This window comes from Sporomusa aerivorans (assembly GCF_041428895.1).
Taxonomy (GTDB): Bacteria; Bacillota; Negativicutes; order Sporomusales; family Sporomusaceae; genus Sporomusa; species Sporomusa aerivorans.
The window spans coordinates 318,113-344,857 of record NZ_CP156926.1; the positions used below are offsets into that span (position 1 = coordinate 318,113).

General features: G+C 49.5%; 24 protein-coding genes. 21 read left to right on the forward strand and 3 right to left on the reverse strand.

Translation table 11 applies throughout. The features are described from left to right. Positions 1–44 precede the first annotated feature (44 nt). The 6 genes from SATMO3_RS01380 (at position 45) to SATMO3_RS01405 (ending at position 8,988) form a co-directional block, all read left to right on the forward strand. Positions 45–680, forward strand: coding sequence for a DUF47 domain-containing protein (locus SATMO3_RS01380; protein ID WP_371376456.1), 636 nt, complete (start codon positions 45–47; stop codon positions 678–680). Next, positions 673–1,665, forward strand: coding sequence for an anion permease (locus SATMO3_RS01385; protein ID WP_371376459.1), 993 nt, complete (start codon positions 673–675; stop codon positions 1,663–1,665). The genes SATMO3_RS01380 and SATMO3_RS01385 overlap by 8 nt, the downstream gene beginning before the upstream one ends. 177 nt (positions 1,666–1,842) lie before the next feature. Continuing rightward, complete coding sequence (locus tag SATMO3_RS01390) at positions 1,843–5,619, forward strand: phosphoribosylformylglycinamidine synthase (protein ID WP_371376462.1); 3,777 nt, start codon at positions 1,843–1,845, stop codon at positions 5,617–5,619. Positions 5,620–5,687: 68 nt separating this feature from the next. Continuing rightward, the gene (locus SATMO3_RS01395) at positions 5,688–6,818 is read left to right on the forward strand and encodes an ABC transporter substrate-binding protein (RefSeq protein WP_371376465.1); all 1,131 of its coding nucleotides are present in this window, start codon (positions 5,688–5,690) and stop codon (positions 6,816–6,818) included. 19 nt (positions 6,819–6,837) lie between these two features. Further along, positions 6,838–8,616, forward strand: a complete 1,779-nt coding sequence (locus SATMO3_RS01400) for an ATP-binding protein (protein ID WP_371376468.1) — start codon at positions 6,838–6,840, stop codon at positions 8,614–8,616. A 3-nt stretch (positions 8,617–8,619) separates the two neighbouring features. Then, complete coding sequence (locus tag SATMO3_RS01405; protein WP_371376472.1) at positions 8,620–8,988, forward strand: VOC family protein; 369 nt, start codon at positions 8,620–8,622, stop codon at positions 8,986–8,988. Positions 8,989–9,090: 102 nt separating this feature from the next. Here the strand turns inward: SATMO3_RS01405 and SATMO3_RS01410 are convergent, their stop codons facing one another. Then, positions 9,091–9,312, reverse strand: coding sequence for a hypothetical protein (locus SATMO3_RS01410; RefSeq protein WP_371376474.1), 222 nt, complete (start codon positions 9,310–9,312; stop codon positions 9,091–9,093). Between the two features lie 141 nt (positions 9,313–9,453). On the opposite strand from SATMO3_RS01410, the gene SATMO3_RS01415 reads away from it, so the two are divergent. From SATMO3_RS01415 to SATMO3_RS01425, 3 genes are all read left to right on the forward strand, one after another. Next, entirely contained in the window at positions 9,454–10,323 is an 870-nt protein-coding gene (locus SATMO3_RS01415; protein ID WP_371381651.1) for a DUF2156 domain-containing protein, read from the forward strand. A 195-nt stretch (positions 10,324–10,518) separates the two neighbouring features. Beyond that, positions 10,519–11,367, forward strand: coding sequence for an adenosylmethionine decarboxylase (speD, locus tag SATMO3_RS01420; RefSeq protein ID WP_371376477.1), 849 nt, complete (start codon positions 10,519–10,521; stop codon positions 11,365–11,367). Between the two features lie 35 nt (positions 11,368–11,402). Next, complete coding sequence (locus tag SATMO3_RS01425; RefSeq protein ID WP_371376480.1) at positions 11,403–11,996, forward strand: cytochrome b/b6 domain-containing protein; 594 nt, start codon at positions 11,403–11,405, stop codon at positions 11,994–11,996. 4 nt (positions 11,997–12,000) lie between these two features. Here SATMO3_RS01425 and SATMO3_RS01430 read toward each other — a convergent pair whose 3' ends face one another. Then, positions 12,001–13,494, reverse strand: coding sequence for a Mur ligase family protein (locus tag SATMO3_RS01430; protein WP_371376483.1), 1,494 nt, complete (start codon positions 13,492–13,494; stop codon positions 12,001–12,003). 82 nt (positions 13,495–13,576) lie between these two features. Between SATMO3_RS01430 and SATMO3_RS01435 the strand changes: the two genes are divergently transcribed. The 9 genes from SATMO3_RS01435 (at position 13,577) to SATMO3_RS01475 (ending at position 22,773) form a co-directional block, all read left to right on the forward strand. After that, the gene (locus SATMO3_RS01435; protein ID WP_371376487.1) at positions 13,577–14,407 is read left to right on the forward strand and encodes a VanW family protein; all 831 of its coding nucleotides are present in this window, start codon (positions 13,577–13,579) and stop codon (positions 14,405–14,407) included. Between the two features lie 42 nt (positions 14,408–14,449). Continuing rightward, entirely contained in the window at positions 14,450–15,466 is a 1,017-nt protein-coding gene (locus SATMO3_RS01440) for a SpoIID/LytB domain-containing protein (RefSeq protein WP_371376490.1), read from the forward strand. 199 nt (positions 15,467–15,665) lie between these two features. Then, complete coding sequence (locus SATMO3_RS01445) at positions 15,666–16,532, forward strand: methyl-accepting chemotaxis protein (RefSeq protein WP_371376493.1); 867 nt, start codon at positions 15,666–15,668, stop codon at positions 16,530–16,532. A 203-nt stretch (positions 16,533–16,735) separates the two neighbouring features. Continuing rightward, the gene (locus SATMO3_RS01450; RefSeq protein WP_371376496.1) at positions 16,736–17,224 is read left to right on the forward strand and encodes a DUF1934 domain-containing protein; all 489 of its coding nucleotides are present in this window, start codon (positions 16,736–16,738) and stop codon (positions 17,222–17,224) included. After that, complete coding sequence (gene argS, locus SATMO3_RS01455) at positions 17,214–18,881, forward strand: arginine--tRNA ligase (protein ID WP_371376499.1); 1,668 nt, start codon at positions 17,214–17,216, stop codon at positions 18,879–18,881. Before SATMO3_RS01450 ends, argS begins: the two co-directional genes overlap by 11 nt. Before the next feature lie 89 nt (positions 18,882–18,970). Continuing rightward, complete coding sequence (gene rpoE / locus SATMO3_RS01460; protein WP_371376502.1) at positions 18,971–19,399, forward strand: DNA-directed RNA polymerase subunit delta; 429 nt, start codon at positions 18,971–18,973, stop codon at positions 19,397–19,399. A 177-nt stretch (positions 19,400–19,576) separates the two neighbouring features. Then, positions 19,577–21,193, forward strand: a complete 1,617-nt coding sequence (locus tag SATMO3_RS01465; protein WP_371376505.1) for a CTP synthase — start codon at positions 19,577–19,579, stop codon at positions 21,191–21,193. 60 nt (positions 21,194–21,253) lie between these two features. Beyond that, a complete protein-coding gene (gene sppA, locus SATMO3_RS01470) occupies positions 21,254–22,180 on the forward strand; it encodes a signal peptide peptidase SppA (RefSeq protein ID WP_371376508.1) in 927 nt (308 codons plus the stop codon). A gap of 11 nt (positions 22,181–22,191) precedes the next feature. Then, the gene (locus SATMO3_RS01475) at positions 22,192–22,773 is read left to right on the forward strand and encodes a Yip1 family protein (protein ID WP_371376511.1); all 582 of its coding nucleotides are present in this window, start codon (positions 22,192–22,194) and stop codon (positions 22,771–22,773) included. On the opposite strand, the gene SATMO3_RS01480 is transcribed toward SATMO3_RS01475, so the two are convergent. Beyond that, positions 22,770–24,518, reverse strand: coding sequence for a DUF6044 family protein (locus SATMO3_RS01480; RefSeq protein ID WP_371376514.1), 1,749 nt, complete (start codon positions 24,516–24,518; stop codon positions 22,770–22,772). The genes SATMO3_RS01475 and SATMO3_RS01480 overlap by 4 nt on opposite strands. A gap of 212 nt (positions 24,519–24,730) precedes the next feature. On the opposite strand from SATMO3_RS01480, the gene SATMO3_RS01485 reads away from it, so the two are divergent. The 3 genes from SATMO3_RS01485 to fsa all read left to right on the forward strand — a co-directional run bounded on the left by SATMO3_RS01485 (position 24,731) and on the right by fsa (position 26,596). Beyond that, a complete protein-coding gene (locus tag SATMO3_RS01485; protein WP_371376516.1) occupies positions 24,731–25,135 on the forward strand; it encodes a response regulator in 405 nt (134 codons plus the stop codon). A 137-nt stretch (positions 25,136–25,272) separates the two neighbouring features. Next, complete coding sequence (locus SATMO3_RS01490; RefSeq protein WP_371376519.1) at positions 25,273–25,908, forward strand: hypothetical protein; 636 nt, start codon at positions 25,273–25,275, stop codon at positions 25,906–25,908. A 43-nt stretch (positions 25,909–25,951) separates the two neighbouring features. Beyond that, positions 25,952–26,596 (forward strand): fructose-6-phosphate aldolase, encoded by a 645-nt coding sequence (gene fsa / locus SATMO3_RS01495; RefSeq protein ID WP_371376522.1) that lies wholly within the window; start codon positions 25,952–25,954, stop codon positions 26,594–26,596. Positions 26,597–26,745 lie beyond the last annotated feature (149 nt).

Genomic DNA, 26,745 nt, shown 5'->3' on the forward strand with positions numbered 1-26,745 from the left:
TATGCTATAATCAGTTTGAATCCGACAAATTGAGGAGGCTGAGTATGGGATTTGGCTTGAAGCCGCGCGAAGAAAAATTTTATAGTTATCTGCTGGACAATACTAAAATTATTCGTGATGCGGCGGATGTACTGCAAGAGGCGTTAAACAGAAATGGTGACTCATCCTTATCCGAATTAATGATTCAAATCGACGAGCTGGAAAAAACGGCTGACACTAACACGGCCAAAATTGTCGGCCTGTTGCATAAGACATTCATCACACCGCTTGACCGTGAGGATATTTATAGTATTGCCCACAAGCTTGATGATGTTATTGACTGCATACAGGGTGTAATTGAACGTATGGAATTATACAATGCCGGCACTGCGTCCGAAGGTGCCAAAGAACTGGCCGTACTTGTCGGCAAAAGCGCCAAACATATTGACAAAGCCTTCGCGCTTCTGCCTGAAATCAAAAAGCAGCGAGACAAGCTTGAGGAACGCTGTGCCCGGATTATTGAATGCGAATCCTTGGGTGACAGGCTGTACCGTCAGGAGATGGCCAAATTATTTAGAGAGTGCAATGATCCTATCGAGATTATCAAGTGGAAGGAAATCCTGCTTCATCTGGAGGAAACTCTGGACATCTGTGAGGATATTGCCAATTTATTAAAGGGAGTAGTCGTGAAATATGCCTGATTTTACGCTGGTTTATGTTGTGGTTTTTTTTGCGCTGGCGTTTGATTATATTAATGGTTTTCACGATACGGCCAACGCAATTGCCACATCGGTATCCACCCGGGCTTTGGAGCCGCAGTATGCCGTCGTTCTGGCCGCTATTCTCAATTTCGCCGGTGCCCTCTATAGTACCGGAGTGGCCAAAACCATTGGCGGGGATCTTGTAAAGGCAGCTTCCCAGGTTAACCAGCCGGTTATCATTTCAGCCTTGTTTGGGGCTATTGTCTGGAACTTAATCACCTGGTGGTTTGGTATTCCCAGCAGTTCCTCCCATGCTCTGGTCGGCGGTGTCCTTGGCGCGGTAATCGTGGGCGCGGGCTTTGATGCCATTAATGTTGCCGGTGTTCAGAAAATAATCCTCTCCCTGGTGCTGTCTCCAGTGATTGCTATGGCTGGCGGTTATCTGATAATGATTGCCCTGATGTGGATTTTTCGCCGGCAAGAACCGGTTAAGCTTAATTCCGGTTTTAAAAAGATGCAGCTTTTGTCGGCCAGTATGATGTCTTTTTCCCACGGGTCCAATGATGCCCAAAAGGCAATGGGTATTATTACCCTGGCCCTGTTAAGCTCCGGACATATATCTTCACTGGAAGTTCCCCTGTGGGTAAAGGTTTCCTGCGCTACGGCAATGGCTTTTGGAACAGCGGCCGGCGGCTGGAAAATCATTAAGACCATGGGCGGAAAAATATTTAAGCTGGAGCCGATTAGCGGTTTTGCAGCTGACCTGAATTCCTCACTTGTTATTTTTGCAGCTACCAATCTTCACCTGCCGGTAAGTACTACTCACGTGGTATCCGGTTCCATTATGGGCGTTGGCTCATCCAAACGAGTTTCGGCTGTGCGCTGGGGTGTCGCCCAACAAATGCTGTTTGCCTGGGTATTGACAATTCCTTTCAGTGCCGCTACCAGTGCACTTATGTATAAATTTTTAAAAATTTTTATGTAATATAAAAAAGTACATAGATATTTCATAGCAGCTCAGCGTAAGCAAAGGGCTGCTTTTTGCTAACCTTGCCATTCTTTGGGTAACTCATTATAATGATAATAATATTCTGCTCTTAATTTTACGAATTTCAGGGGCAGGGCCTACTCCTGCCTGTAATATTTAAGGAGGTATTTTGTTTTGAGCGCTGTTCGCCGTATATTTGTGGAAAAGAAACCCGGTTTTGCCGTTGAGGCGGAAGGAGTATTTTCGGATTTAAAGCACCATCTGGGGATAACAGGTTTGACAGGCCTGCGTATTCTGCACCGCTATGATGTGAGCGGCATCAGTGACGCCGAGCTCAACGACTCCTTGCATACAATATTTTCTGAACCGCCGGTTGATGTTGTTTACCTTGAACATTTTCCCCTGCCGGCTGAGGCCAAAGTATTTGCCATGGAATATTTGCCGGGGCAATATGACCAGCGAGCCGATTGGGCGGCTCAGTCTGTGCAGATTCTTACCCAAAAGGAGCAGCCTGTAATCCGCACCGCCAAAGTCCTGGTGCTGGAAGGGGAGCTTTCAGAGGCCGACCTTGACAAAGCTAGGGAGTACTGTATTAATCCGGTTGAGGCCCGGGAAGCGCAGATGGCGAAACCCGAGACACTTGCACTGCCTGCCGAAATGCCGCCTGATGTCGCCGTGCTTCCAGGCTTTATCAGTATGAACCAAGAAGAACTGGCCGGATTTTTGGCAGAACGGGGACTGGCTATGGGCCTGGAAGATTTAGCGTTTTGTCAAGTCTACTTCCGGGATACCGAAAAAAGGGATCCAACGCTTACCGAGATTAAGGTCATTGATACTTACTGGTCTGATCACTGCCGGCACACAACCTTTCACACCAAGATTGAACAGGTAGCGATTGAAGACAGCCGCTTTACCCGGCCGGTAGCCACCGCCTGGCAGGCCTATCAGGCATCACGGCAATTTGTGTATGGTGATAAAGCGGGCAGCCGGGATGTTAGTTTAATGGATATTGCCACTGCCGCCATGAAAAAGTTAAAAAAGCAGGGCCGGCTTAAGGACCTGGATGAATCGGAAGAAATTAACGCCTGCAGCATTGTTGTCCAGGCCGAGGTAGATGGCCGGGCCGAAGAATGGCTGGTTATGTTTAAAAATGAAACGCACAATCATCCGACGGAAATCGAGCCGTTTGGCGGCGCAGCCACTTGTCTGGGCGGCTGTATCCGGGATCCGCTTTCCGGCCGGGCCTATGTATATCAGGCTATGCGTGTCACAGGCAGCGGCGATCCCCGTGCACCGCTTGCAGCCACACTGCCTGGCAAACTGCCGCAGCGTAAGATTACTACCAGTGCGGCCGCCGGTTACAGTTCCTACGGCAACCAGATCGGTCTGGCAACCGGTCAGGTTGCTGAAATCTATGACGAGGGTTATATCGCCAAACGCATGGAGATTGGCGCCGTTATGGCGGCAGCCCCCAGACAGAATGTGATCCGGGCTGTGCCTGCGGCAGGGGATGTTGTTATCTTAGTAGGTGGCCGTACAGGCCGTGACGGCTGCGGTGGGGCAACCGGCTCCTCTAAGGCTCACACTGAAGAATCCCTGGAGAGCTGTGGGGCTGAGGTGCAAAAAGGCAATCCGCCGACAGAACGCAAAATCCAGCGTCTGTTCCGTAAAAGAGAAGTAAGTACCATGATTAAACGTTGCAACGATTTCGGCGCCGGCGGCGTTTCCGTAGCTATCGGCGAACTGACGGACGGTCTTACCATTAATCTGGATGCCATACCCAAAAAATATGAAGGTCTGGATGGGACTGAACTGGCTATTTCTGAGTCGCAGGAGCGGATGGCCGTTGTTGTAGCGGCGGCTAATGCCCGGGATTTCATTCGCTATGCGGATGAGGAAAACCTGGAGGCGACCGTTGTTGCTGAGGTTACCGCCGATGAGCGGCTGACCATGCTGTGGCGAAGTAAAGCTATTGTCAGTATCAGCCGGGAGTTTTTAAACACCAACGGCGTGAAGCAGCGCACTGACGTGGCAGTGGCGGTTCCGGCCGGGGAAAGCTATTTTGCCGGATCGAAAGTCGCCGGCGGCCCTCAGGATATCAAGGACGCATGGCTTCATATGCTGCAAAATCTGAATATCGGCAGCCAGAAAGGGCTTGTCGAACGTTTTGACAGCAGCATTGGCGCCGGCACTGTGCTTATGCCTTTTGGCGGCAAGTATCAGGATACTCCCGCAGAGGGGATGGTAGCCAAGCTGCCGGTATTGGCCGGCAATACAACAACCGGCACCATCATGACCTATGGTTTTAATCCCGGCCTGTCGAGCTGGAGCCCGTTTCACGGAGCCGTTTACGCTATTGTCGAGGCCGTCGCCAAGGTGGTTGCTTTGGGGGGCAATTTCCGTACTGTCCGTTTGACACTGCAGGAGTACTTTGAAAAACTTGGACAAGACAGCGGCAAATGGGGTAAACCCTTCAGTGCATTGCTGGGGGCCTTCTATGCGCAGCAGCAGCTGGGCATTCCTGCAATTGGCGGCAAGGATAGCATGTCCGGTACCTTTAATGATATCACTGTGCCGCCCACATTGGTCGCGTTTGCCGTTACCTCAGCCGATGTCAGCAAGGTAGTCTCGCAAGAGTTTAAACAGGCGGGCAGCCAGGTTGTGCTGCTCAGCCTGCCGCGCGGCGAGGATGAATTGCCTGATTTTGCGGCTGCCGGCAAGCTGTACGACTGTGTTTACCGGCTCGTCCAGGACGGCAAGGTACTGGCCGCCCATACCGTTAAGCTGGGCGGAATCGCCGAGGCGGTTACAAAGATGGCCTTTGGCAACCGAATCGGCATAGAGATGGCAGCCGAGGTCAAGGATACTGCTTTATTTGCGCCTGATTACGGTTCACTGATTCTTGAGGTTGCTGCAGAATTTGAACTTGAGCAGGCGCTTGCCGGCCTTCACTATAAATGTATTGGCCGGACAACCGCTCAACCTGTTATCGGCGTTAATGGCCAGCACATTGCTTTAACGGAAGCGTTGGCAGCCTGGCGGCAGCCGCTGGAAGAAGTTTTTCCGGCCAGGCCTAATCTCATTGATAATGAGCCTGCAAGCTTCGCGTATTACACAAAACGCAACGGCAGCCGTCCAGCAGTCAGTACGGTTAAGCCGCGGGTACTTATTCCGGTATTCCCCGGCACAAACTGCGAGTATGATTCGTACAAGGCATTTGCCGAAGCCGGCGCCAGCCCGGAAATACTGGTTATCCGCAATCTGACCCCGGTTCATATTGAAGAATCCATGGCCGCGCTGGCCGCAAAAATCGCCGCCGCCCAAATTGTGATGCTGCCGGGTGGCTTTAGTGCCGGTGACGAGCCTGACGGATCAGGTAAGTTTATTGCTACTGTGTTTCGCAATCCCCGGGTGAAGGAGGCTGTAACCGACCTGCTTGAGCGTCGTGACGGGTTAATGCTTGGCATTTGCAACGGTTTCCAGGCGCTCATTAAGCTGGGCCTCGTTCCTTACGGGGAAATCCGCGATCTGACAGATACCAGTCCCACGCTAACCTTCAACAAAATTGGCCGACATATTTCCTCTATGGTTAATACCAAGGTAATTTCAACCCTGTCGCCCTGGCTGAGCAATGTAGAGGTCGGCGAAGTATTTGCCATTCCGGCATCACACGGTGAAGGCCGTTTTTACGCCACGGCAGCTGAAATAGAAAGGCTGGCCGCCAATGGCCAAATTGCCACCCAGTATGTGGACTTTACCGGCCGCCCGACTTATGACATTGCCTTTAATCCCAACGGCTCGTTCCAGGCTATTGAGGCTATAACCAGTCCGGACGGGCGAGTGCTGGGCAAAATGGGTCACTCGGAACGAATTGGCGACAATGTGGCGAGGAATATCCCGGGCGGCAAAGACCAGCGTCTGTTCCTCGCCGGTGTAAATTACTTTAAATAAAGAAAAAAAGGAAATTCTCCCTCCGGCGACTAATTATTACATAAAATAAAGTCGGATGGAGGGAGAATGTGACACTTGCGAACCACCGTCAGCTTATTATTATTGTTAGCTTGATTACTGGCTTGCTCCTTATAGCCAGCTTTAGCCTTCGTGCCCCCTATAAAATCGGTTTTGTCGCCGGTCTGACAGGACGCCAGTCGGACCTTGGCGTTGCCGGGCGGAATGGCGCCATTTTGGCAGTGGAGGAAAGGAATAAGTCCGGCGGGCTCGGCGGCCGGCCGGTAGAACTCATTGTTAAGGATGACCGCAATGACCCGGCGCTTGTCCGGTCGATTGACGAAGGGCTGATAGATGGCGGTGTAACAACCATTATCGGCCATATGACCAGTGTTACCGCCGTAGCCGCACTGCCGGTTGCCGATAGCGGCAAGGCCGTAATTATTACCCCGACAGCCACCGCGGACGCCTTGACAAAACGCGATGACATGCTGATTACCGTGATGTCGCCGGTCCGGGTTATGGCCGAAGCACAAGCTGTTACGGCCGTTAACCAATTTGCCGTTAAACGCATGGCGGTCATCTATGACACATCCAATCCTGAGTACAGCCAAAATTGGGTAAGATCGTTTTCTGCAGCCTACCAGCAACTGGGTGGCAGGATTGTCAGAACCCTTTCTTTTGTATCCGGCAACAAGGTGGAGTACGAAAATCTGGCTAATGAAGCAGCCGGTTTTCAGCCCGAAGGTGTACTATTGGTAGCCGGGGCCGTGGATGCGGCCATGCTGGTTCAATGGCTGAAAAAGAACAAGCCCGACATACCCCTGTTTTCCAGTAGCTGGGCCATGACCGCCGATTTTATCCAGCATGGCGGCCAGGCGGTGGAAGGAGTTTTATTTAGCAGTCCGTTTACTCCGGATGACAGCAGTCCGGCCAATAGCCAGTTTGTGCGCAGGTATCAGGAACGGTTCGGCATGCAGCCTAATTATGCTGCCGCCTACGGCTATGAGGCGGCGCAAATCATACTGACCGGTATCGAAAAAGCCGGCACTGCCACGCCCCTCGCTGTAAAAAAAGCCATTCTCGCCCATGGGAAGTTTTCGGGACTGCGCGGCGACATTGCCATTAACGCCACAGGCGACGTTACACGTATCTGCCGGACGATAACTGTAAAAAACGGTCAGTTTATAACAATGAAATGAGTAAGGCGAAATGATGCATATGAACAGGCTTATGGACAGCCTTAAGACCTTCATGACGCTGAACATCATAGTAGCAGTTACATTGCCTATCATAGTAATCAGCGTTATTACCGTAACATTGCTGAACCGGAGTATGGGTGAGCAAGTTATCCGGCATAACACTCAGCTGTCCGGCGGTTTGGCAACCGCTACGCAAGACTTTCTGTTAACGGCAGACGCCATGATGAGCCAGGCGGCAACCATGGTTGATACCGGCGGACTGAATGATGCACAGATGCAGAATTACCTGGATACGCTCATGGCCAGTCATCTTTATCTGGAGGCAATTCATATTCTGGATAACAACGGCTTGTCAGTATTTGCTGCGCCTTATCATCACAGTTACGCAACTTTGGATTTTTCCCGTCAGCCTTTTGTTGCCAACACCCGGGAAACAGGACGAACGTATTGGTCAAATACTTTTATATCCCAGCACACAGGCCAGCCGACGCTGACCGTAACCAAGCCGACCCGGCATGGGATGGTTATTGGCTATATCAACTTAAGTAAACTGAATGACATTGCGGCGGAAGGCAATATCAGCCCGGAATGCTGGACTGCTATTGTTGATACCGAAGGCACTTTCATCGGCCATTCTGACAGAAGGCTGGTTTATCAGCGGGAAAGCCTGGGAGATGAAGAACTTCTTGCTGCGGCGCTGAACGAAAAGTCCGGCACGCTTACTGTCAAGAACGGCGGCCGTGAGTATCTGGTTTCGTTCACTGTTGCTCAGCCGACCGGTTGGCTGGTGCTGGCTGCCCAGCATACCGACATGGCCTTTGCCCCGGTGAGCGGTACCCGGAACATATTTATCATTGGCTGCGTCGTGGCGTTGGCTTTGGCTGTGCTAATGGCCATGCGCATTCTGAAAAAAATATTTACGCCGTTAAGTGAACTAACCGGAGAAACAAGACAGGTTGCAGCCGGTAATTATAATTTGCCGCTTAAAAGCTATGACTATATTGAACTCAATGAGCTGTCCGAACATTTTTTTGCCATGCTTGAGGCGGTGCGCCGTCGTGAGGAGGAGTTGCGCCGCAAGCAGCGGGAATTATCCAGGTACGCCCAGACACTCAGACGCAGCAATCGGGAGCTGGATCAGTTTGCTTATGTTGTTTCCCATGACCTCAAAGCGCCGCTAAGGGCTATTGCCAATCTGTCGCAATGGCTTGAGGAAGATTTCCAGGGTACACTGGATGCTGATGTAAAGCGCAAGCTGGAATTGCTGCGCGGCCGGGTACGGCGTATGGAAAGCCTGATTGAGGGGATTTTAGAGTATTCGCGCATTGGCAGGATTAAAACAACTGCGGAACTGGTTAATGTCAGGGAACTTATCGCTGAAGTAGTGGAAGATTTGACTGTGCCGGGAGGCTTTCAGATTGTAATCGGACCGGAAATGCCTGACGTGTATACCGAACGGCTGCGGCTCAGGCAGGTTTTTGCCAATCTGATCGGCAATGCCGTAAAACACCACGATAAACCGGCAGGACAAGTCATTGTCACTGTCCGGGATAGTGACGGGCTCTATGAATTTACTGTCGCCGATGACGGGCCGGGGATTGCTCCGGAATACCACCGCAAAATTTTTGAAATGTTCCAGACGCTGCAGTCCCGTGATATCAAGGAAAGTACCGGTGTAGGGCTGGCGCTTGTAAAGAAGATCGTGGATAGTCAGGGAGGCTGGATTCGCATATTGTCGTCTGCCGGCCAAGGAGCAAAATTTATTTTTGCCTGGCCTAAAGTATGGAGGGAGGAGTAGCATATGCACGAAGTTGCGCATATTGGCGTTGTCGTCAAGGATATAGACAAATCCGTAAATTTTTATACTACCGTACTAGATTGCCAGCGGGAGGAAAGCTATCAGGACGACCGCATCCGGCTTGAATTTATTAAGTCGGGCCAGCAAACTATCGAGTTAATCCAATACAAACAAGATCCTGCCGGCTCACGGGGCTTTGGTTTTGTAGACCATATTGCCTTTTTAGTGCAGGATATCGACAGGGAGATAGCCAGACTGCAGCAGTTTAATGTGCCCTTGCTGTTTGATCAGCCCAAGCTGACAGGGAACAAAAGGATTATGTTCTTTACAGGCCCTGACGGCGAGCGGCTGGAATTCGTGCAAAAGGTATAGCGCGGCAGGACAGTGGGCGAAAAATTACGGTAAAATAAGGGACGGTTTGTGAGTTAAATGCGTTGGCGCATTTCATTCACAAACCGTCCCCGCTTCCCTTAGTTAAGCAAACCCTATACCGGGAGGATGCTTGGGTGCGTTTTCGGCCAGGGGGCATTTTTTCAGTCTGCACTCGTCGCTAAAATCGCATTCAATCTCTTCGACCTGATAGTGAGGTACTGCCTCGCCGGGTTTCCGGGTTTCCCCGTAAACGGCAATAATACTGTGCCTTTTGTTAAGATGGGGGCAATCGCCATATAATATAGTAGGCGCACGTCTGGGCATGAGTTCACCTCCTGAATATATTGCATGCTCTGAACGCCGGGCATATAATAATAAGTACTACAATACACCGGCTGCCTTTTAGTGCCAGCAGGTAGTAAGAATTAAGTAGGGGGTCTTAGTATCAATTTCCAAGATATTACGCTGGCGCAGAAACCAGTATTTGATAAATACTTTGGTCAGCGCCGTTATGAAAATGCTCATTTTAATTTTACAAATTTATTTATGTGGCGCAATATATACTCAATCAAGTGGGCTGAAAGCCAGGGGTACCTGTTTATAAAGGCAGGTAGCGGCAACAGACAGTTTATGCTGCAGCCGATCGGTCCTGATGAAGGCGTAGCAAAGGCTCTCGACGAAATGGCCGCTTATTTTACGGCTCACGATCTGACGTTTCAGCTGCGCGGCATCGAAAAATTCATGATCGGCATTCTGGAAACCTGGCGCCCCGGGCAGTTTGCTGTTTCCAGCGATCGTGACAACTTTGACTATGTTTATAATACCAAGGATCTGATTGAATTAAAAGGTCGTAAATACCACAGTAAGAAAAATCATATTAACAGCTTTTACCGTAATTACAGTAATTATCAATATTGGCCGCTGACAACCGAGTGGACGGCCCGCTGTATCGAAAACCAACATGAATGGTGTGTAAAAAAAGGCTGTGACGACGATCCCACTCTTCGCAGTGAACGGGACGCTATTATTGAAGTCCTCAGCCATTGGGATGAGCTTAAGTTGACCGGCGGGTTAATTACCATCGGCGGCAAGGTTGAAGCCTTCACTTTTGGCGAAAAGTTAAACGCCGATACAGCCGTTATCCACGTGGAAAAGGGAAACCCCGACATTCGCGGCGTATATCCGGTCATTAACCAGAAGTTTTGTGAGAACGCCTGGCAGCACCTGACCAGCGTCAACAGGGAAGAAGACATGGGGATTGAAGGGCTGCGCAAGGCTAAAGAATCCTACTATCCGGCTAAAATGGTGGAGAAGTTTAATGTAAAGCCCAAGTAGCGGGTAGTGTTTCCGGGTAGACTGCATGTAATTGCGCAATGGCTGACTGGATTCCTAAATTTTTGCAAACACCTATACTTTTTGTTTGATTGTGGTATAATTTTTAAAGGATTTTGGTTGGATTGTCAGTGGCGGCTGTTATGTCCGCTGGTCCGGTTAATTTTTACTCTATCTGTGAGGAGAAGGACAAGCACGATGGAAATAAAGTCAATTAAAAAATTAAAACTTTATGGTTTTAATAATCTGACTAAAAGTCTCAGTTTTAACATGTATGACATCTGCTATGCAAAAACGCCGCAGCATCGCCATTCTTATATCGAGTATATTGATGAAGAATATAGTGCTGAGCGTTTAACCAATATCCTGACAGAAGTGGCCAATATGATTGGCGCTAATATCTTAAATATCGCCAAGCAGGATTATGATCCGCAGGGGGCCAGTGTAACCATGCTGATTTCCGAGGAGTCCATGCATCAACCGGGAGAAGCGGCAGGACTAAACAGCGAAGAATGCGGAGAATGCGAACTTAACGAACCACTGCCGGATGCCGTTGTCTGCCACCTGGACAAAAGCCATATTACTGTTCACACCTATCCGGAAAGTCATCCGGACGAGGGTATCAGCACCTTCAGAGCCGATATCGATGTTTCGACCTGTGGTCAGATTTCACCGCTTAAAGCCTTGAACTTTCTTATTAATACCTTCCATCCGGATATTGCCGTGATGGACTATCGGGTACGAGGTTTTACCCGTGACGTAAATGGCAAAAAGTTTTTTATCGATCATAAGATCAATTCGATTCAAAATTATATATCCAGTGAAAATCGTGATATGTACCAGATGATTGATGTAAATGTGTACCAGGAGAATATTTTTCATACTAAGATGCTGCTGAAGGAATTTGATCTGGATAACTACCTGTTTGGTACAGCAAAAAAAGAGCTCATGGCCGGTGAAAAGAAAAAAATTAAGCAGCGTCTGAAAAAAGAGATGGCCGAAATCTTTTACGGGAAAAACATTCCTAAAGTGAATTTGAAATTGTAGACATGAAAATCCCCCGGATGGGGGATTTTATTTTTATGAAACTATTACTTCATCCTCTACCTGTACGCATCTTTCACTGGATTATGTTTTTTTCCGTATCGTATCTGGTCGCCACAGGCCTATACCTGCATGATCCCTGGAGCGGACTGCCTTACGGGGTCGTGCGCAAGACCCATACTCTTGCCGGCATTATCCTGCTATTGAATTTCCTGGGACAGATATACTATTACCTGGCTACCGGCAAGTATACCGAAATAATACTTACCAGGCATGACTGGCCGAATTTACGCAGCTTCTCCAGGTATGCGCTGTTCATTACCGAACATCATCCCAATTATGGCCGGTATAACCCCGGGCAAAAGGCGCTGTTTACCATGTGGGCTCTGGCTGTCATCCTCTCAGGCATGGCTGCTTTACCGTATGTATTTTCCGAATACGCTTCCTGGCTTGGTCGTCCTTTTGGCGGGCTAATGGGCACCCGGATTGTTTTCTATGGGATAATGATGTTCTTTCTGGCGACCATTCCCCTTCATTTATACCTGGCTTTTACAGAAGAGCCTGCCAAACTTCAGGCCATGTTTTCCGGTTATGTAAAAAAAGAACCCAAATGCAAGCCGGGCCAGGAATAGCCTGTTAGCCCAGGTGAATTTGAGGATAGTACCAGACATTCTGACGGCAATTCAGCGGCAATTTTAACAGTGAAGTCAGTACTTGCCGGCCGTTATCCATCCCCTGCGCTCCAATCAGCACAAGTAAATCACCGGGCACAGAAAGCTCGAGAGCCGCAGCAACAGCCGCCGCCAGAGTATCTGTGTACTTATAATCTGCCTGGTGGGTAGCAAGTGTTGTTAAGAAAGCCTCCCGCTCCTGTTTGCTTACAATGTCGGCCGGACCAACCTGATCGGTACCGGCGGTTACAATGAGTTCAAAGGGGAGCTTGTGGCGCCACAGGGCAAGTGCCGTTGCATTAGCCGTATTAATGGCTGGCCCGCGTTGACCGCGAAGGGCGTTGACGACGATAAGCCGGTTATAGCGGAAAGCGGCAATGGTGTCGAAGACAGCGTCGATACTGCCTGGATTAAGGGCTGTATCATCGATAATGGTCAACCCTGCAGCATGGAAGATATTCATCCGTCGCTCCACACCCCGAAAGCTGCCAAGAGCCTGTACAATTGTCTCCGGTCTAATGCCCTGCACTAAGGCGGCAATTGCCGCCAGCATGGCATTCTCAATATTATGACGGCCAGGGAGGGCTAAGTTTATGACATACCGGTCTGCCGCCAATACTTGATTATGGACAGTAGTCAGCGGTTTGCCGATTGTCAAAGTAAACGAACTGCCATAAGCAGAAAGGTGGCCGATATGGGCAACGATATCGGCCGGGCTGCTGACGGCGGCAGAAATCAGTTGGCCGTTAAAACGATTGGCTATGGCTTGGCAATAAGGGTCAGCCATATTGACAATAAGCGGCGTTGCCGGGCCCAACAAGTTCAAAAACCCGGCTTTGGCTTCCAGATAGGCGGCAAAGCTACCGTGGAAGTCTAGATGGTCGGCGCATACATTTGTGAGTACGCCGGTGGCGAACCGTACATGGGCAACCCGGTGCATTTCGATTCCCTGAGCCGATACTTCCATAGCGGCGTGCGTTACCTTGTTTTTTACCATTTGCGCCAGATATTGCTGGAGGCTGATGGCATCCGGCGTTGTCAGAGCGCTGGGAACACAAGTTTTGCCTGTATTGACCCGCACTGTGCCTATCAGGCCGGCAATCAGGCCTGCCTGGGCAAAAATGTGTTCCAGCATACAGGCAATGGTGGTTTTACCGTTAGAGCCGGTTATACCGGTAAGGTTTAACTGGCGGGACGGATTATTATAAAAGCCTGCAGCTAGCTGGGCCAGGGCCAGTCTGGCATCATCAACGGCAATAACAGGGATGCTCACAGGTGCTATAGACTGCGGACTGTCGCTGACAATGGCCAACGCTCCCCTGGCAGTTGCAATCTGGGCAAACCGGTTACCGTCTGTGAGCCGGCCGCGAATGGCCACAAAAATAGAACCTGGCTGCACCTTATCCGAGTGGCAAGTAATTCCGGTAGCCCTGCCGGTTAGTTCATCTACCGAATACATGGCCGTTCCTCCTCTTGCAAATAAGATAATCTATGGTATTCACACAATAAGCGGGGGGTGAATTAGAATAAAAAATCTTATTTTGAAATTGGCGATACTGCTAATTTGCGGTTTGCAGTTAAGTACCGGTTGCGGATTAAACAGTCCGGCGCCCAAGCCGCAGCAAGTCCGGCAAGTAGCGGAGGATGTAACGATAGAGGGCTTGCCGGTCGGGAATCTTACGGCGGAGGAAGCCGGCAGGGTGCTGAACAATTTAGCCGAGGTCAAAGATGTGCCAGCCGTAAACGCCGGCTATGATCCGGTTGGCGGGCAGGTTGTACCGGAGCGGCCAGGTCAGCGAATTAACGTGCCGGACACACTGAGTGCTTTATTAGCAGCACCGGCCGGCAGCAGCATTAAGCCGGTGTATCAGCCGTTTCGCCCTGAGATCACCCGGGACATCCTGCTAAAAAGTCACAGACTGGGTAGTTTTACCACCCCTATTTTGGATAGAAGTCCGGGTAGGACAGTCAATATCCGGCTGACCGCGAAACTAACCAATAATTCTCTTATTGCGCCCGGACAGGAATTTTCTTTTAACAACGCAACCGGGGAACCGACAAGCGCCAGGGGATTTCAGAAAGCGGCGGTATTTGGCGACAACGGAGAAAAGGAAGAGGGACTGGGCGGCGGGATGTGTCAGGTAAGTTCAACTTTATACAATGCCGTTTTGGCGGCCGGTCTTAACGTTACGGAACGGCATCCGCATTCTCAGCCGGTAAACTATGTGGCGCCGGGGAAGGATGCCACGACCTATACTGACAAGGATTTTCGTTTCGTTAATAATACCCGCAGAAGGATTATTACCCGTATCTTTACAGATGGGGCCGATACTGAATTAACTGCCGAGTTGTGGGCGCTGCCGGACGAATAAGTTTATATTTGGCCAGACATACTAACAGTGAGGTGGGAGTGCATGAAAAATAAAACATGGAATACCGCACTAGTCATAGGCGTTTTGCTGCTGTTCATCACGGGAGCTTATACAGTACTCAAGCCTCCCGCCCAAAAACCGGCACCACCGGCACCAACGGCACCTGCCGAGCAGGCGCCCTCGCCGGCGCCGCAGCCCATTGCCGGTGTTCCGGCTTTTGACGCTGCCAAGTATCCGAGTGAACCGCAAGTTAGGGTATACATGGCCGATAAGGGCTCGATTGAGACCATGCCGCTGGAAAAGTACATTGAAGGGGTCATAGCCCAGGAGATGGAACCGGACTGGCCCCTGGAAGCCCTGGCAGCCCAGGCCATCGCCTCGCGGACGCTGACTATCAGCGCTATCGAGGCCGGCACGATCAAGAAACTTCATAATGCGGATGTAAGCACTTCCAAAGAAGAACTGCAAGCCTTTGCGCCGCAAAAGGTTAATGACAGTGTACGGCAAGCGGTCGCCCGCACCCGTGGCGAAGTTTTGTTATATGCCGGCGGTCTTGTTAATGCTATTTACAGCTCCTGCAACGGGCAGATAGGCGCGACCAGGGAAGAGAGTTTTCCTAAGGAGATAACTCACGATACTCCCTACTTTCAGCCGGTTAAGGATGATTGTTTTAAATATGCGCCTGAGAACATTAAATCCTGGACAGTAAAAATTCCGGCATCGCAGGTAGCCTCCGCTATTGGCTATAGTGGCAATCCTGGCGACATTAAAATACTGGAGAAGGGCCCTTCCGGCCGTATTCTTTATATTGGCGCCGGTGATAAAAAAATGTACGGTTCAGATTTTCGCCGGGCGGTAGGGTATGACCGGCTCAAGTCAACACTGGTAACCCAAATGACCTATGAAGGCGGCAATTTTGTCTTCCAAGGATTAGGCTGGGGCAACGGGGTCGGCTTATGCCAGTGGGGAGCCTATACGTTTGCCAAAGAAGGCAAGCAGGCCGAGGATATAATCAGGTATTACTATCCTGGCGCCGAAGTTAAAAAATTGTGGCAATAGAATAAGATCAGGTGAATTTTAAATTAAATTTTGCATACATTAATTACGCGAGGTAGTATGGCGGCTACCTCCCGGGGACTGCGCCGCCTGTCTGGTACGCACGGACAGGCGGCGCGATTTATTTTCCCGCGGGAAAGGGATTTTGACCGCAAATGTCGAATAAATCAGATAATTATAAAACCCCTTTTACTGGAGGAATATGCACGTGGCAGAGTATAGAATCACCCGGGAACTTGCCGGTGAACTAACACGGTTTGTATATGACCAGACGGGTTATCACACCATTGTTTGCGATCAGGATGCCGTAATTATCGGCGATTCGGCCGGGACCCGGCTGGGGATAACCCACAGCGGGGCAGTACGGATTTTGCGGGGGGAGGTTGATGCCGTATTTGTCAGCGCCGGCGATGTTGCCCAAAACCCCGATTTGAAAGAAGGGCAAAACTATCCGGTTGTTGTGAATGGAGTACGCGTCGGCACTTTTGGGATTGCCGGCAAGCTGGAATACACGCAGCCTATCGCCAAGGTAGTGACAGCTTTGTTTAGCGCGAGGCTAAAGGCGCTTACTGACGCGGCACAGGTTGCGCAGGTGGCGGGACAGGTATCGGCGAATGTAGAACAGGCAGCCGCTGCTATTGAAGAAATGTCTGCTTCATCCCAAGAGATGGCATCGACTACCGACAGGGTGGCGAAAATTTCGGACGATACCGTAAAAAAAGTCCGGGAGACAACTAAAATTATTGATATGAGCCGCAGTATCGCCACTCAGACTAAACTACTCAGTCTGAATGCTTCTATTGAGGCCGCGCGTGCCGGCTTACACGGGCGGGGGTTTGCCGTGGTAGCCCAGGAGATGCAGAAGCTATCCCAGCTAAGCGCAGAGGCTACCGAAAGCATTAATGCAATTTTAGGGGAAATTCAAGCCTCGATTAAGACAGTAATTGAGGGCATTAACCAGTCTGCAGCCGCGTCCGCCGAACAGGCCAGGGCCATGCAGGAAATCATTCAGATGGTAGAATCTGTGCAGGGATCGACAAATGCGCTGGTACAAACTTTTAGAAAATAAGAAATGCTTGGCTGGCAAGTAAAGATAAGAGTAATTCTTATGCTACGGGCAAATACATAATAAAAACACAGACACCGGTATACATGAAGTTTTTGGTATGCCAGAGTCTGTTTTTGTTTTTTTTATAATTTTTTTACCAACTTTTTTACAGTGAATATTGGCAACCGTCCTTGTCTACGCTATAATAATAAAGTTAAGGTTCTATGAAGGGATTGAGTCTCATCAAGTCGCCAAACGGCAATGCAGCTATTGACAGTGTACTGATAACCGTGCTCGGTTCGCAACGTGATGCGCAAGGTGAAGAAAACAATATTAAGCTGGTTACCCCTGGGCGCCGTTATACGAAAAACGGTGTTTTCTACATAACCTATCAGGAAACCGAGATTAGCGGCATGGATGGTGCCACTACGCTCTTAAAAATATATAAAGATCATGTTATTCTGGTGCGTATGGGCGCTGTGGAACAACGTCAGGAATTTCGAACTGGCGAACGCAGTTTTTCCAGCTATAGTACACCTTATGGGGTCCTTGATATGAGTGTGCGGACAACCCGGCTGGAAGTCAGCCGGACCCAGGGAGAAGAATCTGTGACCGGAATAAATATTGAGTACGAGCTCGAAATTGACGGACAGTGGCAAAGTGCCAACACGCTTAAGGTCACTGTACAGGGGGATAGAAACAATGGACATTAAGGAAGCGTTAATTGCCGCCATTAGTAAGGCTGCCGCAGCGGCCATTGCTGCCGGCGTGTTTACAGTCGAAAAACTACCGGAAATTGCGCTGGAGATACCGCCGCAAAAGGAATTTGGCGATTTTGCCACCAACTTTGCTATGCAGTCGGCCAAGGCGGCCAAAATGAATCCGCGCAGTATTGCTCAGGCCATTATCGAGCGGCTTAACGAAACCTGGCTGGACAAAGCCGTAATTGCCGGCCCGGGTTTTATTAACTTTTATCTTAAATCAGATGTATTATATCAGCAATTGGCCGGCATTTTGGCAGCCGGTGCTGATTATGGCCGGGGCGCATCCGGTCAGGGGGAACGTGTTCAGGTTGAGTTTGTCAGCGCCAATCCAACCGGACCATTGCATGTTGGTCATGGGCGCGGGGCGGCATTTGGCAGCGCTTTGGTTAATTTGCTGCGGATGGCCGGTTATCAGGTTGAAGCGGAATTTTATATAAATGATGCCGGTAACCAGATCGATAATCTGGCCGCTTCCGTCAATGCCCGCTATCTTGAACTCTTAGGACAGGCCTGTCAATTCCCTGAGGACGGCTATCACGGGCGGGATATCATCGACACGGCGCAGCGCATTGTTGACCGCCATGGCGATAAATATCTTGCCATGCCAGAAACTGAACGGCTAGCCGTATTCAAAGAACTGGCCCTGACCGAAAAGCTGGCTGCTTTGAAAGAAGATTTGGCAGAGTTCGGCGTCTATTTCGACATATGGTTTAGTGAACGCACCCTGCATAATACCGGGGCTGTGGAAGCCACCTGCCAGTTTCTTAAAAACAATGGCAGCATATATGAAAAAGACGGGGCACTCTGGCTCAAATCTACTGTCTATGGTGATGATAAAGACCGGGTGGTTATCCGCGACAATGGTGTGCCTACCTATCTTGCCGCAGATATTGCCTACCACCGCGATAAATTTGATCGTGGCTTTAACCGGGTCATCAACATCTGGGGAGCCGACCACCATGGCTATATCAGCCGGGTTAAGGCGGCTATTGCGGCTATGGATTATAATCCTGACAATCTGGAAGTGCTTATTTTGCAGATGGTCAGTCTCTACCAGAACGGGGAACTTGTCAAAATGTCCAAAAGGACAGGCCAGGGCGTTACTCTCGGTGAGTTAATCGAAGAAGTTGGCCGGGATGCGGCCAGATTTTTCTTCATTATGCGTTCGATAGACAGTCAGCTTGATTTTGATCTGGATTTAGCTAAATCAAGCTCAAATGACAACCCGGTTTATTATATCCAATACGCGCATGCACGTATTGCCAGCATTTTCCGGCAGGTTGCCGACGCTGGCATTCCGGTGCCTGACGATTGGAATGGAGTCAAGCTTGAACTGTTGACAGAACAGGCCGAGACTGACTTGATTAAGAAGCTGGCTGGGTTTCCCGAAGAGGTGGCCGCTGCGGCCAGGGAACGTGCGCCGCACCGGATAGCCCGCTATGCGCATGAATTGGCCGGTATGTTTCATACCTTCTATAATCAGTGCCGGATTATCGGTGTAGATCCTGCCTTGCAAAGTGCGCGGCTGGCGCTGGTAACGGCAGTGCGGACCACCATTAAGCAGTCACTGGGAATTTTGGGAGTAGCAGCGCCTGATAAAATGTGATTTGTGCGCAAGTTTTATAACGCCGGGGAGGAATTTACCTCTGCACGTTGAATATAAAACGCGGATTGTTAAGTGCGGAGGTTGAATTTATGTCAAATAATATATTAAAAAACAATGTTGATGAAGTTAATCTAGCGTATCAGATTTTAAAGACAGCAGGCCATCCGTTATATTACCGTGAGTTAATTGACCGGGTTGTTGCCGAAAAAGGCGGTATATCCCGGCCGTCGGCCCATACTATTGCGGAGATTCATACCAGAATTAATTTGGACAGCCGGTTTGTTCATACCGGGAAAAGCATGTGGGGGTTAACCGAATGGTCGCCGCAGCGGATTAATTTGCGTGAAGCGGAAGAAACGGCGGCTGCCAGCCAGGATGATGTGCGGCGGGAAAAGCTGCTGGCTGCAATCCAGCAGGATTTTGAGCATGATGATAATGACAGCGAATCTGACACCGCCACTCTGCTGGAAGGCGATGGCGAGTTTGAGCAAGAAGAAGAAGAGCTTGAAACCAACTAATACAGTGAGCAGGGCTTGCGTCGGGCCTTTGGCGAAGGTGAAAGCCGATGTTGCCCTTATCCGGGCGAAAGTTATACTTTCTATCAGGATAAATAAAAATAGCTGTTGTTTGGCATAATTAGGATTGTAAAAACGGGATGAGTAACCACCATGGAGAGTCAGTAGGAGGATTTTTAAATGGCTAAATATATTTTTGTTACCGGAGGCGTGGTTTCTTCCCTGGGAAAGGGTATCACGGCAGCTTCGCTGGGGCGACTTTTAAAAAGCCGTGGACTCAAGGTAACAATTCAGAAGTTCGACCCTTACATTAACTTCGATCCGGGTACCATGAGCCCTTACCAGCATGGCGAGGTGTTTGTCACCGAAGATGGCGGTGAGACAGATCTTGATCTCGGCCATTACGAGCGTTTTATTGATATTAATTTGAGCAAAAGCTCAAATGTTACTGCCGGTAAAATCTACTGGTCTGTAATCAATAAAGAACGCAAGGGCGATTACCTTGGCAGTACTGTTCAGGTAATACCTCATATTACCAATGAAATTAAAGAGCGCATTTACCGGGTAGGCAAAGAGGATAACGCGGATGTTGTTATAACCGAAATTGGCGGTACTGTCGGTGATATTGAGAGTTTGCCTTTCCTGGAGGCTATCCGCCAGGTTAAGAAGGAAGTGGGTAAAGGCGGTTCGCTCTATATTCATGTTACGCTGGTGCCCTACATTTCGGCGGCCGGTGAGCTTAAGACCAAACCGACCCAGCATAGTGTCAAAGAGCTGAGGAGCATTGGTATTCATCCGGACATCATTGTATGCCGTACAGAACATGAAATTTCACCGGAGATGAAAGAGAAACTGGCGCTTTTCTGCGATATTGACGGCGATGCCGTTATTCAGAACAAAAATGCCGCCAGCATCTATCAGGTGCCGCTTATGCTGGAAAATGAAGGACTGGACCGAATTGTTCTGGAAAAGCTTAACCTTGAGGATACCGGCGCTGATATGATTGAATGGCGGCATATGGTTGATAAGATATTAAACCCTTCCGACACGGTGCGTATTGGCATTGTTGGTAAATATGTCGCGTTGCAGGATGCCTACATGAGTGTGTCAGAAGCCTTGCGCCATGCCGGGATTGCCAATCATACGGCCATTGAAATCAAGTGGATTCACGCCGAGGACATTGAGGATGCTGAGGCCGACCTGGATGCTTATCTGGGTGATGTAGACGGTATTTTAGTTCCCGGCGGTTTTGGTGACCGGGGTGTGGAAGGAAAACTTAAAGCCATTCGCTATGCCCGTGAGAAGCGAGTGCCATTCTTTGGACTTTGTTTGGGAATGCAAACGGCTGTTATTGAATTTGCCCGTAATGTCTGCGGCCTGACTGACGCACATAGTTCGGAATTTAATCCCGATACCCCGCATCCGGTTATCGATTTAATGCCGGAACAGGCTGCGGTGGAGGACAAGGGCGGCACTATGCGGCTTGGCGTGTACCCTTGCAAAGTCATGGAGAATACTCTGACATATAAGGCTTACGAGGATGAGATTATTTATGAACGGCACCGGCACCGGTTTGAGTTTAACAATGCGTACCGGGAACAATTAGCCGCCGCCGGACTTGTCATCAGCGGCACACTGCCGAACGGACGCCTTGTTGAAATTGTGGAAATAAAGGATCATCCCTGGTTTGTTGGTACCCAATTCCATCCGGAATTCAAATCGCGCCCGACAAATCCGCACCCGCTTTTCCGGGATTTTGTCAAGGCATCACTGGTGCGCAAACAGGGCAAGCTATAGTCAAAGAACTGTTGGATAACCTCCAACAGTTTTCTTTTCAATGCACCTAAGGAGGGAATTATGTTTAAAAGATCGGTAGTTATCGTTTTAGCCTTGCTGATTGGCTTATCGATGCTTGGCGGGCTGCTCATCGCTCCCAAAGTCAAACAGAGTAAACTGACAGGCGGCGATAAAATTGCCGTCATCTATGTTGACGGTATGATCATCGGCGGCCGGGGACAGGTTGGCCTGTTTTCCGAAGGCGGGGGCACCGACGGCCTGATCCGCCAGCTTCATGCCGCCCGTGACGATGCAGCCGTCAAGGCCATCATCCTTAGAATTAACAGCCCCGGGGGGACTGTACCTGCTTCGCAGGAAGTGGGGGAAGAACTGAAAAAAATCCGGGCTACCGGCAAACCGGTTATTACTTCCATGGCCGATATGGCAGCTTCGGGCGGCTACTGGCTGGCAGCCTGCACGGATAAAATATATGCCAATCCTTCCACCATAACAGGCAGTCTGGGGGTTTATATGCCGTATTCCAATTGGGAGGAACTTTACAAAAAAATTGGTGTCCGGCAGGAAAAAATCAAGAGCGGCCCGCATAAAGATATCTTATCACCGGATCGTGAGCTCACAAATGAGGAGCGGGCCATCCTGCAAGAGATGGTTGATGACATGTACAACCAGTTTGTGGAGGTAATAGCCGAGGGGCGGCATCTTGACCAGGCTAAAGTCCGGCAGCTGGCAGACGGACGCATCTACACAGGCCGGCAGGCCAAAGAACTTGGACTGGTGGATGAACTGGGCAACATGTATGATGCTATAGACGGTGCGGCGGCTATGGCCGGTATTCAAGGTAAACCGAGTGTTGTGGAATACGGTAAATTGAATGCCCTGGAAGCAATATTCGGAGCCCAGGATAGCCTGGATTCGGGGCCAATACTGCTTAAACGTCTTGCCGATATTATATCGGCCAATCCTGCCGCCAGACCCCAGAGCTATTAGGGGGTGGAGTAATGGGCAATTTTTTGGAAACCATCTACGATGTGTTGTTTAAGCCGAACACTGCCATGCAGTATATTGCCGAAAAAAAACTAACCGGACAGGCACTGGCGATGTTTACTATCGGCATGCTTGTTCCGGTATGGGCGTTATATACAGGAATCAGGGAACCAGCCGGCGTTCCGGCCCTAGGCTTCCTGTTCATCCTGCATTTTATCGGTAGTTTTGTTTTTTGGGTGCTTGGTGCGGCTGTGCTGAGCTTTGTGGCCGAGCTGGCTGGAGGCCGGGGAACCGCGGTGGGATTGTTTGCTGCGCTCGGCTTTGCTCATATACCGAGGGTAGCTGTGATGCCGCTGTGGGTGATCGCCGCCTTACTGCCTGATGGCCTGCGCGGCCTGGCGCTGGGGATAATCGGCCTGCTGGCAGTTACCTGGACTTTATCGTTGCATGTTGCAGCCATCCGGGGCGCGCACGGTTTATCGGCGGCCAAAGCTGTGCTGGTGCTGGTGGCGCCGCTGTTAACCATGCTTGCTGCTGTCGCCGCTGTTATTATTTTCCTCGGTTCAACGCTGATGAATTTACCGTTTCATATTTAGCGCACCCGGTATAAGTAAATTTCCCATACAGACCAGCCATCGTTAAAGCGATGTAAGAATTCCAGGCCATTTTCCCGGTAGTTGGTTATCTCGGCGGCGGATAGGATATATTCGCCGCCTAAGTTTTTAAACGCCTGAATATCCAGCTCAAGCTGGTTGAGCTTTAGGTTATAGGCCCGCCGTACCTGATAATATTCAAGCTCGGCCGGGAAGATATAGCAGGTGATGCCCCAATTGTCAAAATATCGTTGCCAAAACGGATTCTTAGCGAGCTCACCGGCCATAATCTGCCGGAAAGCATGTTTATAGGCCAGCGGGTAAATATTAAGCCGACCGTCCAGGGTATAAAAGCCATGATATTGAGTAATGGCCGGATAGAAGCCGATACCGGCAATCCGATAGTCTTCCTTGGGACGGCCAATATATTCGTCGACCTGCTTAAACAGACTGTCGGCAAAAAATTCTCCAAAACTTATGTCTTCATACAGCCAGGCGTTCTCCATAACCGAGACGTCTGTTTGCTTTTTTAGAATTAAATGGTACTCAATATTGTTGCCAAACAGATAACCAAGCTGCAGCGCGATTAAGAGCGCCGCCAGCAGCCTGCCCACATAGCGGAGCCGGGCAATTACCGCCAGGCATAATGCAAAGACGGTGTACCACAAGAGCGGATGCAGCCAGTGAAAACGCTGAATTTGAAAGGAGTTTAAAAAGCCGATGCCGGCAGTGGCGGACATGAACGGCTCCCAATAGCGAAATCCGTAGAGAACCGATAGCACCGATGCAATCGTGAGTAGCAGCAGGATGAGTTTATACTCCCGCTTCTGCCGCCAGCCAACGAGCAGGGCTAACGGCACGGCGATCATGAGTATATACTTGTGCAGGCTGACCGCATGATATTGTCCATTTACCCAGTTCTCCATAATGAGCGCCTGCACGCCGCTAAAGTCTCGGGCCTGTCCTAAAAGAATCCGGTTAATCTCTTCCCGGCTTGAGACAAAGCCGGGGCTTAAGAATGCATTATATATCAGCCAAATTTCCGTTATAGTATAAGAGCAGGCTAAAAGGACAACCGCAGCCCAAAACTTGGGACGCGTGATCCGATGGCGCCAATAATCGTAGCTGGCGGCAAGCCCGAGCGCTGCCAGCAGGAAAACGCCGACCAGCGGTAAAGATGAGTATAGGGCGAACAAGAAAATGATCAGGACGTTTATAGACAGGTGCCCTTTGTCATAAAATGCGTTCAGCATAGCATAAAATAGTAGAGGCTGACCGGCAATCGACAAGCCATAAACTGTATAAAACGGGATTGTGGCGAAGGAGGCGGCGCCGGCCCAACTAAGCCATGACTGTTGTTTATCGGCAATGATGTAGTTCTTCAGCAGCAAATACATGCCGATAAAGGCCGTGATATGTACGAGCAGCATATTGACCAGGTAAGCGCGAAAGGGTGGCAAAATCATATACAGCCAGGTAATGACATTAAAGCCGCTGGGAAGACAACTGCGCGGCAATTCGCCCAGCATTTGATTAACCGTCCCTGTCAAAGCAAAAACCTTACCGCTTTTTGCCAGCACAATCCAGGCCGTTATCCAGTCGAGATTGTCATTTATGGTAAAATGGGCGTTTTGCCGCAGGATTACAAAAGGGGCCAGATAAGCCGCTACTATTGCGGTAAAAAATAATGCGGCCTTGCGATTCCTATTATAATGAAGGAGTTGGTGAAGAAAGTTCTTGGATTCCATGATTTACCTCGTAGCTTAGATTTCATTACAAATTTTAGCATAGATCTGGCGATAATTAAAATAATTTAACTAAAATTAGAAAAAGTTAAAGAAATTTCTATTTTCTTCCAAAAATTAGCAGGATAATTTTAATTCATTGCGAATATGGTTATATTAGGAAAAAGAAACGGGTTTCTTAAACATACTACGGAGAAAGCAAGGTGCAAAATTATATGAGCAATTCTCAAGCAACTATTCTTGTGATTGATGATCAACCTGGAATTCGGAGATTGCTTACCGAGGTTCTCCAGGATGAGGGGTATAGAGTCGTTACGGCAGCGAATGGCTATGAAGGCATACAGGCTGCGCAGGAAGTTCACCCCAATGTAATTTTGATGGACATGAAAATGCCGGGTATGGACGGAATAGAAGCGTTAAAAAAGCTGAAACGACAGGGGCAGGGTGATCAGGTTATTATGATGACCGCCTACGGCGAGCTGGATATGGTTAACGAGGCCCGTGAGGCCGGCATGCGTGATTATATAACAAAACCCTTTGATATTATGTCTCTGTGTCAAATTATTGAAGCGAATATTGGCAACCGCTTTAGTGAGGATCGCCGGTTATTGATTGGCTGATTGACAGTAAGACCCGGGGCAAAAGTCCCGGGTTCCTTATTGACTGCCTTTCTTTACCTTATGCTGCCAACTTGACAACGCCCAGGCAGGATTTTTTGTGCCTGCGGCGAAATATAAAAAGCAAGGGGGGATATCAATTGGTCATTAGCGCTGTTTCGACGTTAGCGCTGTATTGTTCGCGCTGCGGCAAAATTGAACTGCATAATGTCTCCCGGTTTGCTATTCATAACTCTGAATGCCAGCTTGCCTGCAGTTGTGGTCAAGTACAGGGGAGTATCGCCGGTGCTGGTCGCCATCAGTATCTCTTAGATATTCCGTGTGTTGTTTGCGAAACAAACCATCTGATTTTTCTTGACAGCAAGCTGTTTAGGCAGCCCAAGGCAAGCAAAATATATTGTGCCCAGTCTAACCTGGAACTTGGTTTTGTAGGCAACCCTGACGCTATTGCCGAGACCATTGCGAGACATAAGCAAGAGGTAGCTAGTCTGGCCAGTGAAATGGATGAGCAGGCAGATGATCAAGGAATCGAAAACTCGCAAATTTTACTTGAGATTTTAAATAAAATTCATGATATTGCCGAACAGGGAGGGGTATACTGCTCTTGTGGCAATACCGACGTTGATGTTGATGTACTTGTCGACGCGGTTGAATTGTCCTGCAGCCAATGTGAGGGACGATTGCTCATATCGGCAAAGGATGAACAGGATCTGGCCCGAATCTCGGTAACGGGGATTATTGAACTGGCGCCCTTACGGCGTACCAGCCGTAAATAACCGACGGGGACGGGACTATCAAGAAAAGGCGAGTGAAGTATCCATGAAGTTTTTTTTAGATACAGCTAATATTGGCGAAATCAAAGAAATTCTTCCTATGGGTGTCGTGGCTGGCATAACTACTAACCCCTCACTCATCGCCAAAGAAAAGCAAGATATTATGGCAGTCATCAAAGAGATTGCCGCCCTTACAACCGGATCGGTCAGTGCCGAGGTAATCAGTACCCGTTTTGAAGAGATGCTGCCCGAAGCGCGCCAGTTAGCTAAACTTGGCGAGAACGTGGTAATAAAGGTACCCGTGACAATAGACGGCTTAAAAGCAGTACATGCTTTGGCAGCGGAAGGCATTAAAACCAACGTGACTCTTATTTTTTCCGCAAACCAGGCCTTGCTGGCCGCACGGGCCGGGGCTGCTTATGTTAGTCCGTTTGTCGGCCGTCTGGATGATGTTAGCCAGGATGGTATTGCGCTTATAAAAGAAACAGCTGATATCTTTGCCATACATGGTATTGAGACTGAAATCATCGCTGCCAGTATTCGTCATCCGCTGCATGTTACGCAGGCGGCGCTGGCCGGAGCTCATATCGCAACCGTGCCGGCCAAGGTATTGTCATCGCTGTTAAATCACCCGTTGACCGATGCCGGCATTAAGCGTTTTCTGGAGGACTGGCAGAAAGCCAACATGTGAGACTGTGAGTCATGAGTTCCAGAAGATAGAGGAGGCCGGGCGGAGTGCCCGGCATAATTTTTACTGAAAGAAAGTACAAATATCTTTTAGTATAAGGGCGGCATCGTCTTCCGCCTTTGCCAAAGGCCCGGCTACGGCCGTGTGTTCTT